Genomic DNA, 12,309 nt, shown 5'->3' on the forward strand with positions numbered 1-12,309 from the left:
ATACGGTTTTAGACTTACCACCAATACGGCAACGGCGTATTTTTCAGCATTTTACGATGCTGTTGGTAATGCTGATCATGTTTGGCGACTTCTGCCCAAAAGTACGGACTATGATCAAAATGTCGGGTATGTGCCAGTTCGTGCACAGTAACATAACGTGTTACTTCTTCTGGAAATAAAACCAAAGCACTATTCAGCATAATGTCATGTTTGGCAGAGCAACTACCCCATCGGGTTTTAGGCTGTCGAATGCTGCAGTTGTTAAAAGACAGATAACATTGCTGTGCGACAAGATTTAAATATAGCGGAAGCTGTTCTTTTGCGTAGGCGATTACAAAGGCTTTTAAATATTCTTCAGGATGTCGATCGCTGATCCATAACTGTAAATTCTCGCGATCAAAAATAAAGTTGTTTTTTTGGTTTTGATAATGAATATGAATAGGCGCTGTTAAATTAAATAGCTGTAGTTCACTGGGTAGCGTCCGGTCAATATTTTCGACTTTTTCCTGCTGAGATTGCCAAGTTTTGAGCAACCAGCTTTCAGATTGTTCAATAAAATGCTGTATCTGTTTTTTGCTGCAAAAAACTGGCGCTGTCAGGCGAATCTGGGTGGCATCAACGCGTAAACGCAAGCGAGTTGAACGAACATTGCGAGTGATTTGAATTTCGGGTAGGTCGGATAAGGTCATTATAGTTTTTTCAATTTTCCCCCCCTCTTTTTCAAAGAGGGGGTTTTAAAAGTCTCCCTTTAAGAAAGGGAGACTTAGAGGGTTTTTTTCTAGAAAGTTTAATTAAATCGCAGTACGCTCTTCAATTCCGTTATCAGTCGCGACAATTGCGATATCCGCTTTATTGATCGCAAAGATCCCATTACACACCACACCCGGAATGTCATTGATGGTCTTTTCAAGTTCAAGCGCATTCAGGATATTGAGGTTATACACATCTAAAATCACGTTACCGTTATCGGTCACCACACCTTCACGGTACGCAGGATCACCACCTAAAGCGACCAGTTTACGTGCCACGGCAGAACGTGCCATTGGAATGACTTCCACAGGAAGCGGGAAATCACGGCCCAACTGCTCTACCCATTTCGAGTCATCTACGATGCATACAAATTTCTTCGCAATTGAAGCAACGATTTTTTCACGTGTCAGCGCAGCGCCACCGCCTTTAATCATATGCATATGACGGTCGATTTCATCTGCACCGTCAACATAAGCATCTAGACCACCCACACTGTTCATATCTACAACTTCAATGCCCAGTTTTTTCAGGCGCTGTGCAGTCGCTTCAGAACTTGCAACCGCTGCTTCCAGCTGAAGCTCTGGTAAAAGGTCAATTAGAAAATTAACGGTACTACCTGTACCTACGCCTAAAATGCCCCCTTTCGGCAAGTGTTTTAAAGCCGCTTTGGCTGCAGCTTGCTTTTTCTCATCTTGGGTTGCATATAGACTCATGGCTTCACTCAACTATTTTGGACTTTTGCAGTATTTTCGAACCGCAAAGCCGTATGGTTTGTTACAATAAGCCCCTATTTTAAACTGTTAGATGGAAAATTAACATGCTGTCTCGTTTGGTTCGACAAATTTTACAAGCAACGGTCTACGATGTTGCAATCGAAACCCCACTCGAAGCAGCGCCACGAATTAGCGAGCGATTAAATAATAACATTCGCTTTAAACGTGAAGATCTCCAACCTGTCTTTTCCTTCAAATTACGCGGCGCCTATAACCGTATTAGTCAATTACCGAAATCACAAATGGAACGTGGCGTTATTACTGCTTCAGCCGGTAACCATGCACAAGGCGTGGCGCTTTCAGGCAAAAAGCTGGGTATTCGCGCGATTATTGTAATGCCAAAAACCACACCTGATATTAAGGTACAGGCAGTTAAACGTCTCGGTGGTGAAGTGGTTTTACATGGCGACTCATTTGATGTGGCCAATAAATATGCGATTCAACGTGCCCAAGAAGATGGTATGACCTTCATTCCGCCTTATGATGATGAACTGGTGATTGCTGGCCAAGGCACGATTGCCAATGAAATTCTGCGTCAATGGCGCGATGTGGATTATGTCTTTGTGGCTGTCGGCGGTGGTGGCCTGATCGCAGGTGTCGCAGCGTATTTAGGTGATGTTGCCCCACATGTTAAAGTCATTCCGGTAGAATACGACGAATCTGCCTGTTTAAAAGCAGCATTAGAAGCCAATGAACGTGTGATTCTTCTATCTGTTGGTCTATTTGCCGATGGTACAGCGGTGGCGCAAATTGGTGAAAAACCATTTGATGTGATCCGTTTGCAAAAGTCTGACAATTCTGGCCCAATTGTGGAACCGCATGTGGTGCTAGTGAATACTGATGAAGTCTGTGCCGCCATTAAAGATACCTATGATGAATGCCGCAGTATTGTCGAGCCATCTGGCGCCATGGCACTGGCCGGAATTAAAAAATACGTTGAAGAACATAAAATCGAAGGCAAAAATATTGTCTCGATTGTTTGCGGTGCCAACATGAACTTCGACCGCTTGCGTTATATCGCCGAACGTACCGAACTGGGTGAACGCAAAGAAGCGATTTTTGCCGTGACCATTCCGGAACAGAAAGGTTCGTTCCTCAAATTCTGCCGGGCTTTGCAAGGTCGTAATATTACTGAATTTAACTATCGTGCCAGCGACGTTTCTGCGGCTCAGGTCTTTGTCGGGATTAGCCTAAAAAATGGCGAGAAAGAACGTCAGGAAATTTATGAAACTTTAAAATTCCAGTATGACGTTGATGATCTTTCTGATGATGAAGTAGCGAAACTGCATATTCGCTACTTGATCGGTGGTCATGCCGATATTGAAAATGAACGTCTGTTCCGCGTGGAATTCCCCGAGCGTCCAGGTGCCCTATTGATGTTCCTGGAACGTCTTGGTCCAAATCATAACATTACCCTATTCCACTACCGTAACCACGGTGCGGCTGAAGGACGTGTTTTGGTGGGTCTTGAAGCGATCGATGCACAACAGAATCCGGATGGCTTGATTGAAACCCTCGAAACCATTACCTATCCTTATCAGGAAATTACTAATAACCTGGGTTATCAGCGTTTCCTGAAGTAATTTTTACAAATTTGAGACCGCCTTTCGAGGCGGTTTTTTTATGGCCAGATCGAAACAATCATGAGCACAAAATTTATATCATTCTTTCTCGCTGAATATCAGAGCAATCTTTAAGATATTCTCTTACACTAGAATAAATAAGCAATAAAAAAGAGTTAAGGAAATATCCATGGCATTATTTGCAGTCATCGGGCTTGGCAGTTTCGGTGCAACCGTGGCCACGCAGCTGATCAGTCTGAATCATGAAGTGATCGGGATCGATCTGAATAAAAAATATGTAGAAAATATTTCTGATCAACTGACTCATGCCGTCATTGCCGATGCAACCGATGAACATGTACTGGATGAGCTGAATATTCAACGCTGTGATGCTGCGGTCGTTGCAATTGGGGAGGATATTGAAGCCAGTATTCTGTGTGTATTGCATTTAAAAAATATGGGCGTCAAGAAAATTTGGGCAAAAGCCAAGTCCAAATCCCATCACATGATTCTGACCCATCTCAATGTTGAAAAAATCATTCACCCTGAAGAAGATATGGGCGTTCGGGTGGCCCAGTCATTAAGCTATCCGATGGTCAGTCGCTATATGGCGCTTGAGGATGATCACTATATTGTCAAAATTGAAATTCATGCTGAACAGCATGGTATGCCATTAAATCAATTGATGAAGCATGGGCCTGAAATTACTACTTTATTACATAAACGCGGATCTACACTGCAATATCACGTAGATGCCAATCAGATTCTTCAGAAAGGCGATATTCTTGTGGTTGAAGGATTATTAGAGCCTTTACGCCGCCTTTCTAAATACTTTAGACATCTATGAAAAGTTCTGACTTAAAGCAACACAGGACGATTAATCTCAGTCCTCCAAGCTTACTCGCTTTAGGATTTCTCGGATTAATTCTGATCGGTTCGCTGCTATTGATGCTGCCTATTGCACATCATGGGGAAATCAGCTGGCTAGACGCTATTTTTACAGCAACCTCGGCAGTCACCATTACCGGACTATCGGTGGTGAATGTCGGTGAGGCATATACGGTATTCGGACAGATCGTCATTATGTTTTTGTTGCAATGCGGTGGTTTGGGTTTTATGACTTTTGCCATTCTGGCAGTGATGAGTCTGGCACCAAAAATGGGACTAAAACAGCAAGTCATGGCGCAGGAATCCATCGGACAAACCAGTCTAAAAAAAGTCAGCTTTACCATCAAAGCCGTGTTTTTATATTCACTGTTTTTTGAAGCAATCGGCACGCTAATTCTGACCTTGTCCTGGCTCAAAGAATATCAGTTTAGCGATGCATTATTTTACGCGGCCTTTTATAGCGTTTCAGCTTTTAATAATGGTGGGTTTTCACTTTTCCCAAACAGCTTGATGGGTTTTTCCGGACAGTATTTAATTACTTTCACCATCAGCATGTTATATATCATTGGTGGTGTTGGCTTTTTGGTGTTGATGGATGTTAAAAAAAACAAGCGCTGGCGCAAGTTAAGTCCCAATAGCAAGCTGATCCTCTCTACGATTTTAGGTCTGAACCTGATTGCATTTATTGTAATCTGGCTATTAGAGGCGTCTAATCCACAAACTTTGGGTCTGATGAGTTTGGGTGATCAGGCCGTAAATGCCTGGTTTCATGCTACCGTTCCACGCTCTTCCGGCTTTCATAGTCTGCCAATGGAGCAAATGAGCGATGCATCCACTTTAGTGACCATGCTACTCATGTTTATTGGTGGCGGCTCTTTAAGTACGGCGGGCGGAATTAAAGTTGGTACTTTTATTATTGTGGTGATTAGCGTGATCAGTTTTTTAAGGCGCGAAGATGAAATCCGTCTGTTCAATCATTCTATTCCTGAAAAAACCACATTTAAGGCGCTGGCCGTGGTCTGTATTACAGCAGCACTAATCGCAATGGGTTTTATGAGCTTATTAATCCTGGAACCTGAGCATGAATTTCTGGATCTGTTGTTTGAAGCTGTGTCAGCAGCCTGTACCGTCGGCTTGTCTCGCGGTGTAACTGGGGAATTACAACCTGCCAGTTTGATCATTCTGATGTTGTTGATGTTCGCAGGTCGTCTAGGACCACTCACACTTGCTTATTTTATTGCGACTCCGAAAAAGAGCCGAATCAAACATCCGCCTTCGGAAATTCAGATTGGTTGATTTACCTATAAAAAAAACCATGCTTAAGGCATGGTTTTTTTTAGTTTAATTTAAAATGATTAAACTTGAAATCTTAGTACCAGTTCATCAATGAAACACCTAAACCTATATAAGTGGCACGGTGGTTATAATCAATCAGACTTTCTCCGTAGCCATCAAAAAGCTGGAACTGGCCACGCAAACGCCCACTGATCGGGAATGACCAGTCGAACTGTACTGCACCTCGGTTTTCATCTCCGCCTTTCAAGGTATGACGCAGCATCAAGGAAAAATCATGCTCGTTATAACGATAAAATGCGGTCATGTCACCACGGCCCATATAGTTTTTGATCTCGGGATTGTTATCGTCTTCACGTTTCTCTTCAAAGCGATACCAAGGACGAACCATCAAGGCAAAATTGTCTTTTTCAAAACCAAAATTCAGCATCACCCGGTTCCAACTGCGCGACAATGGATCAGAACGGCCATTGGACTGATGATTGAAAGTCAGGCCTAACATGCGCCAGTTCAGACCAAAAAGGTCATAATTGGTACGCAAAACAAAACTTGCTTCGGGTTCATAATTGGTTTCCCGAAACGGACGTGATTCTTCCGAGTTATACACCTGCCAACGTGAAGATTGGGTATAACCGAGCCAGATATCGCCATTATCTCCCAAGATGTTTTCAACGGCCTTAGTTTTTATAGATAACTGGAATTTTGCTTCGGTTGAAGTGAGATTCTGCTTCTCTGTCTCTGTATTATTAGGATTTTCACTGTTGGGTAATTCATTCTTGTTTGACGTCCAGAAACCTGGCATCAAATATACCGGCTGGTAAGCCCGGATGTTCCATGTGCCTAATTTACTGTCTGGTGACAGTTCCCAGCGACTATCCAGCAAGGACTGGTTTGGTGTCAGCTTAGATCCTTCAGAAATATAAATATTGGAAACAGTTTGTCCGATTTTTGCTTTCAAATTATCGGGTTCGGGTGCAAGCTCTACCGCAGCACGACGTTCAGAAACAATTTGAGGCATATCTGCGGGCTGTATTTTAAATAAAGCATCATAACAGGCCAAACGTTCTGCACTAGATTCAACAGCAGCACAAGCTTCAGCCGTTGCCGGGTTGGGGCTGTTTACTACTGTATTTTCTTCCGCATTCACTTGCGTCCCAACTGTACAGCCCAGCAATACGCTCAGCTGCAGAGTTGAGCGCTTAATTAAATTAAGCGCCATTCATTATCCTCATGTTTTTATTTATAGAACTTGTTGAATCACAAAGCCAAGCTGCTCAAGCGTTTCACGCTTTGCTACCGGTGCGACTACGGCCTTGGTCGCCTGCTGCTCGACCAGATAGGTCTGTGCAACACGTTTCAGGTCATCCAGCGTGACATGCAACAAACGTTCCCGAAGCTTTTTACGGAATGCCGGTGTGCGTTGATGCAGATAGGCATAACATGCAGTGATCGCTTCGCCCGCCGGTGAACCCGGTTTGTCCATGCTGGCGATCAGACCCAAGATTGCCTCTTCTAGCTGATGCGGCTGTTGTGGTGCATTGAGCAACCACTCGATACTGGCATCAAAGTCCTGGAAGGTTTCTGCCAGACGTGGATCACGATAGCTATAAAAACGGAATGAACAAGCATTACCGTCATAGCTGGCACCGCCACCATAAGCACCACCTTTTTCACGGATGGCACTGTGCAGGAAACCATTACGTAAATATCCAGCCAGCACCATCAGCGGTGCCGCATCAGGATGCGCCACTTCTACCGCCGGATAAGCCGCAGCACAGAACTGCACATTGGCCTGAACCAGCCAGGCCTCATCTTGATCATGTGTCAGTTTTTCTACTTCAGTCAGTTGCACTGGTGCAGAATCAACCGCAAGCTTGTCCCAGACATTCTGGATTTCTTCGATCAAGCTATCAGATTGCGGCTCTTCACAAACCAATAGGAACTGTTTTGGCGCTTGCAATAAGACACGATGAATCCGTTTTAACTCGTCAATCAGCAGATCATATTCAGCCGGATCTTTTTCAATCTTCGATACCAGTTCGATCAGCCAGTTCAATGCACCCAGACCGGTATTGTGATAATCACGCAATGCCAATGCACTATGCTGACGAGATGCAGACTGCATCGCATAACTATGTCCAGAACCGGAAACACGTGACTGCCAGCGTGTTTTACGCTGTTGCAACAGCTCAATGATTCGATCTTTCTCATCAAATCGCAGCTGTTCAAAGCCGATCTTTAACAGACGGATCGCATCGAGATGATTCACCAGTGATTTGGTGGTCAGTGTCAGCCAGGCAGTGATCTTGTTTTTGTCATCGACTTTAGAACGCATCGATGCGCCCATGCCCAGACCGCCACTCACCGCAGTTTGCAGTTGCTGGAACTCCAGATAGTCATATTCACCGGCACCCACTTCACCCATCAGGATTGAAAGCAGGTTGAAGTAGGGTGATTGCACCACTTCATCCGGAATACTGACTAGAACCTGTTGATAATAAATACCGTTGGTACCGGCATGATACAAATTCAACGGCGTATCGGTTTGATTCGAGATAATTTCACGCAACTGACCCTGCACAATCTGTAATTCCGCGGGTACATCTTCCAGACCAACTTTTGGCAATAAGTTTAAGTCATCAGGCGTATCCTGACGCACATTCAATGCTTCAGTCTGCGCAATAATTTCAGCTTTTTGCTCTTCAGTTAAATTCTTGCCAATTTCAGCCAGACGGGCTTTTTCATCGGCAGCTTCTTGTGCAGATTTGCTCGCATCTGGAACCAGCGTCAATTGCACACGATGTGGATTATCCAGCAAATACTCTTGAATGAGATTCGACAGCCACATTGGGTCTTGCAGTTCCTCTTTGACTGAAGCAATGGCAGAGTCTACATCCCAAACTTCGACCGGATCACGGTGATGAATCGCACTGCCCAAACCACTCAGGATCAGGCTCAGACCATACGGTGTACCATCGCCATTGATTTCACGCTGATGCAATTCAATTTGATGCAGAATCGCATCGACCATGTTCTGATCGACGGGTTTAGATGCTACATCTTCCAGAACCTTAAACACGCCATTTTTAAATTCTTCTGCATGTTCAGGATTTGAACCCTGCACTGCACAGTAGAAGGTCATTTCAAAATTAGTATCATCCACGCCCATAAATGGACCGGTCGACTGGGCATAGCCACAAGTTTCCAGATAATGACGCAGTGGCGATGCTGAGTCTTCTAGCAGAATTCCTTCGACCAAACGCATGCCTAAACGCAGTTTAATGTCGCTGGCTTCCGGCAATAACCATGACAGTACATGATAGGTTTTGTCCTGCAAATCTTCAGCATCCACCGCATAGCTGTCTGTAACAGTCAATGGTGCGGTCAAACGGGTTTCAGGTGTTGGATATAGCGTCTGACCTTTTTCAAATTTGGACAATGCCAGATTTTCAAACTGTTCTTGCAATTCAAATGCAGATTTATTACCAAAAGTCATGAAGACTGCATTGCTTGGATGATAATGTGACTTATAGAAATCAACTAACTCTTGGTAAGTCAGATCAGGAATATCTTTAGGATCACCACCAGAATTATAATGATAAGTCGTATGCGGATATAAATGATGCGCCAGCGTATGATACAGCTGGTCAGAAGGCGAACTCATCGCGCCTTTCATTTCATTAAAGACCACGCCTTTATAGACCGGCTCGCCATTTTCCAGCTCAATGCGAATGCCTTCCTGGGCAAAATCCAGCGGATTCAAATTGGCAGCGAATGCCGCGTCCATATAAACTTCGAGCAAGTTCTGGAAATCCTTGCTGTTTTGAGTCGCGAATGGATACGCAGTCCAGTCCGCCGCAGTAAAGGCATTCATGAAGGTATTCAGTGAACGGCGAATCATCAGGAAGAATGGATCGCGCACCGGGAACTTTTCTGAACCGCATAATGCGGTATGTTCCAGAATATGCGCTTCGCCTTTAGAGTCCATCGGCTGGGTACGAAACGCCACCAGAAAGACATTTTCATCGTGATTGGTCGCCAGGTGATAATGGGTGGCGCCAGTCACTTTATGTTTATATTCAGACACGAAAATGTCCAAAGCTTCAACATGTTGTTGACGTAACAACTGAAACGCAGGATGTACAGTTTGAGAAATGGTTTCAGTGACATCTACAGTCATGCGATCTCCTAATGCTTTAATTAAAATAACTAAGAGCATTATAGCTTTAGTTATTTGAATTATTCACGTTGAAAACCGAGGATTTTGATCGAATTAAGTAAACTTGGTCATTTGAAAATTAGATCATCAAATTTATGACCTGGATTCAGCTTAAGCCCTACAAGCTTAAGAGATCAGATATTTAAAATAGTTATAGCTTGGATTGTTTTCCACAAATACATAGTTCTGTTTTTGATAAAAGCTGGCTGCCAGCCGGGTATCGGTTTGCAAGCATAAAGCGGAATAGTGCGGACGTGCCAGTTGCTCCAGATAAGCCAGAAGCTGTTTACCCACCCCATGTAGCCGATATTTTGGATGTACATAGAAACGGCGCACACGACCAATCCGGTCTTCAATCCCATTGTCGCCCCATTGCTGGTTTAGGCCACCACAGGCAATCAGTTTTTTGCCATCATGCGCGACCAGTAAATGTTCATTGGCTTGGGAAAAACAGTTTTTACCAGTGCGATATTCTTCAATTAACTTATCCATCACATCCAAGCCTTCTTTACGCGCAAGTGTAGCCAGCGTTTCGACCTGATCAGGAAGCTGTTCGACTTTTACAATTTTAATATCCATATACGCACACTATATTTGAAATGGTTGGGAAGAATGATGTTCGCAGAGCGACTTTAAAGTATCATGCCGAGCGCGATATATCCTTATAAATAAAATTTGATACTTAAATCAATGCCACAGCACCATAGTGTATAAAAATAAGTCAAATCTTAGACCAAAGATAGTAACTGAACAAAATACAGCATTTTTGAAAAATATTTGAAAATGATTCAGCAAACTACAGCATTTCCGAGTGATAGTGTAAACTTGGTACTTTCATTTTTAATGTGATATTTGAACATGGCAAATGTTGATCTTTTTGCAATTGGTAATGCGCTGATTGACCAAGAATTTAAAGTTTCTGATGACTTTTTAACTGCACATCACTTGCAAAAAGGCACCATGCAACTTGCAGATGGTGAAACTCAGGCCACTCTTTATCAAAATCTCCAAGCGACTCAAGTTTACAAAGGCCAAGCTTCTGGGGGTTCAGCAGCCAACACTACCGTGGCATTTTCAGCATTGGGTGGTTCTGCATTTTATGGTTGCCGTGTCGGCAATGACAAACTGGGCCAAATCTATCTGAAAGGTTTAAATGATGCCGGTATTCAGACCACAACCCAATCGATCAGTGAAGGCGTAACAGGTACCTGTATGGTGCTGGTTAGCCCGGATTCTGAACGTACCATGCATACCTATTTGGGTATTACCGCTGAACTGACTGACCAACAAATTGATTTTAGTGCCCTAAATACCGCAAAATGGCTGTATATCGAAGGATATTTATCGACTTCGGATACTGCGCGTCAAGCCGTAAAACAGGCACGTGAAATTGCCCGCGCCAACGGAGTTAAAATTGCGTTAACTTTATCTGACCCGGCGATGGTGCAATATGCACGTGCTGGTCTGGATGAAATGATCGCCGATGGCGTTGATCTGCTGTTGTGTAACCAGCAAGAAGCCTTGATGTACACTGAAACTGACAACCTTGATGCCGCTTTGCTTAAACTGAAAACCTTAAGTCAGCACATTGTCATTACATTGTCAGCCGAAGGTGCACTGATTTCAGATCACGAAAACACCTTTAAGGTTCCTGGTCGCAAAGTAACTGCAGTCGACGCTAACGGTGCAGGTGATGCTTTTGCCGGGGCTTTCCTGTACGGAATGAATGCTAATTTAGGTCTTCAGGCTGCTGCCGAGCTGGCAATTCTTATTTCAAGCCAGGTGGTGTCACAATTTGGTCCACGCCTAATAGTTGAAGACTATGTGACATTATTACAAGACTTTCGAAAGGAATGTGTTTAATGTTTAAAATTTGCATGACCGAAGACATTCCAGAGCGCGAAGCACGCTCTTTTGAGCTTCCAGATGGAGATACTATCTTTATCACCCAGCGTGATGGCGCATTCTATGCCTATCAGAACCTGTGCCCACATTTACAGGTTGAACTGGAATTTCTGGAAAACCAGTTCCTGGATCGCGATCAGGAATTTATTGAATGTTCAACGCATGGTGCGCTGTTTCTGGTAGAAAGTGGTGAATGTATTTCTGGACCTTGCCAAGGTCAATCACTTGAAAAAGTAGAGATTACCGTGCATTCTGATGGCGGAATTTACCTCTCAGAATAAGACTAAAAACGGACTTCACCATGCCTACATTTTTTCTAGACTATAACCTGATGCCTTTTCATCTCAGTTTATTGGCGATTATTCTGTTCGGCGTGGTGAAAACCATTAGTTTCTATTTTGACTTGAGACCCAGCAAAATTTTACAAAAAATTTCACCTTATGATTTTCAGCAATTAGACCTATTGAATGTCAAATTCTCAAAAACCTTGATTGTGTTTTTCTTTTTAATGAACTTCAGCTTTGCTGGTTATGTTTTACAATTCCTGATCTATTCTCAGGAGTTTAAGTTTCTGCCCGCTTATTACCTCATTATTCCTGCTTTAATTATTGCGACTTTTTTTACGATTTTTATGATTCACTGTTTGGATCAGGTCATTCCACCCAAATATAAAAAGAACAATGTCAATTTGCTCGGCCGGCTGGCAACGATTTCAAGCGGCAATGCCCGCCCCGGTTTTTCGGCTCAGGCACGGGTTCGGGATGAGTATGGTCAACTGCATTATGTACAGGTAGAGCCTGAGTTTGGCGAACTGGGTTTTCAGTCGCAAATTATCCTGATTCGTATAAGAAAATCTCATTATATTGCCAAGAAAATCTGTAAATCTAATCAGCTATTTAGTCTGAATCTAGATTAAATT

11 protein-coding genes are annotated in these 12,309 nt (G+C 43.4%); 6 read left to right on the plus strand and 5 right to left on the minus strand.

All coding sequences use genetic code 11. The annotated features are described in order from the left end of the window. Positions 1 to 14: 14 nt before the first annotated feature. Positions 15 to 689 (minus strand): M48 family metallopeptidase, encoded by a 675-nt coding sequence (locus KUG37_RS01980; protein WP_216934222.1) that lies wholly within the window; start codon positions 687 to 689, stop codon positions 15 to 17. Between the two features lie 102 nt (positions 690 to 791). Then, positions 792 to 1,463 (minus strand): ribose-5-phosphate isomerase RpiA, encoded by a 672-nt coding sequence (rpiA, locus tag KUG37_RS01985; RefSeq protein ID WP_216934224.1) that lies wholly within the window; start codon positions 1,461 to 1,463, stop codon positions 792 to 794. Between the two features lie 104 nt (positions 1,464 to 1,567). On the opposite strand from rpiA, the gene ilvA reads away from it, so the two are divergent. The 3 genes from ilvA (at position 1,568) to KUG37_RS02000 (ending at position 5,269) form a co-directional block, all read left to right on the plus strand. Then, complete coding sequence (gene ilvA, locus KUG37_RS01990) at positions 1,568 to 3,106, plus strand: threonine ammonia-lyase, biosynthetic (protein ID WP_216934226.1); 1,539 nt, start codon at positions 1,568 to 1,570, stop codon at positions 3,104 to 3,106. Between the two features lie 169 nt (positions 3,107 to 3,275). After that, entirely contained in the window at positions 3,276 to 3,932 is a 657-nt protein-coding gene (locus KUG37_RS01995) for a TrkA family potassium uptake protein (protein ID WP_216934228.1), read from the plus strand. Continuing rightward, complete coding sequence (locus tag KUG37_RS02000; protein ID WP_216934229.1) at positions 3,929 to 5,269, plus strand: TrkH family potassium uptake protein; 1,341 nt, start codon at positions 3,929 to 3,931, stop codon at positions 5,267 to 5,269. Before KUG37_RS01995 ends, KUG37_RS02000 begins: the two co-directional genes overlap by 4 nt. Positions 5,270 to 5,342: 73 nt before the next feature. On the opposite strand, the gene KUG37_RS02005 is transcribed toward KUG37_RS02000, so the two are convergent. The 3 genes from KUG37_RS02005 to KUG37_RS02015 all read right to left on the minus strand — a co-directional run bounded on the left by KUG37_RS02005 (position 5,343) and on the right by KUG37_RS02015 (position 10,064). Beyond that, the gene (locus KUG37_RS02005) at positions 5,343 to 6,485 is read right to left on the minus strand and encodes a phospholipase A (RefSeq protein WP_216940128.1); all 1,143 of its coding nucleotides are present in this window, start codon (positions 6,483 to 6,485) and stop codon (positions 5,343 to 5,345) included. Positions 6,486 to 6,506: 21 nt separating this feature from the next. After that, complete coding sequence (locus KUG37_RS02010) at positions 6,507 to 9,446, minus strand: insulinase family protein (RefSeq protein WP_216934233.1); 2,940 nt, start codon at positions 9,444 to 9,446, stop codon at positions 6,507 to 6,509. Between the two features lie 165 nt (positions 9,447 to 9,611). Beyond that, the gene (locus KUG37_RS02015) at positions 9,612 to 10,064 is read right to left on the minus strand and encodes a GNAT family N-acetyltransferase (protein ID WP_216934235.1); all 453 of its coding nucleotides are present in this window, start codon (positions 10,062 to 10,064) and stop codon (positions 9,612 to 9,614) included. Positions 10,065 to 10,343: 279 nt separating this feature from the next. Here KUG37_RS02015 and KUG37_RS02020 point away from each other — a divergent pair, with 279 nt between their 5' ends. From KUG37_RS02020 to KUG37_RS02030, 3 genes are read left to right on the plus strand one after another with little or no spacing between them, the layout of a single operon-like run. Continuing rightward, positions 10,344 to 11,348 (plus strand): adenosine kinase, encoded by a 1,005-nt coding sequence (locus tag KUG37_RS02020; RefSeq protein WP_216934237.1) that lies wholly within the window; start codon positions 10,344 to 10,346, stop codon positions 11,346 to 11,348. 14 nt (positions 11,349 to 11,362) lie between these two features. Beyond that, positions 11,363 to 11,671: a Rieske (2Fe-2S) protein gene (locus KUG37_RS02025; protein WP_171486361.1), complete on the plus strand. Its 309-nt coding sequence runs from the start codon at positions 11,363 to 11,365 to the stop codon at positions 11,669 to 11,671. Positions 11,672 to 11,691: 20 nt separating this feature from the next. Beyond that, the gene (locus tag KUG37_RS02030) at positions 11,692 to 12,306 is read left to right on the plus strand and encodes an OB-fold-containig protein (protein WP_216934239.1); all 615 of its coding nucleotides are present in this window, start codon (positions 11,692 to 11,694) and stop codon (positions 12,304 to 12,306) included. The last annotated feature ends 3 nt before the right edge of the window (positions 12,307 to 12,309 follow it).

This window comes from Acinetobacter sp. BY419, from assembly GCF_019038395.1.
In the GTDB taxonomy this organism is placed as follows: domain Bacteria; phylum Pseudomonadota; class Gammaproteobacteria; order Pseudomonadales; family Moraxellaceae; genus Acinetobacter.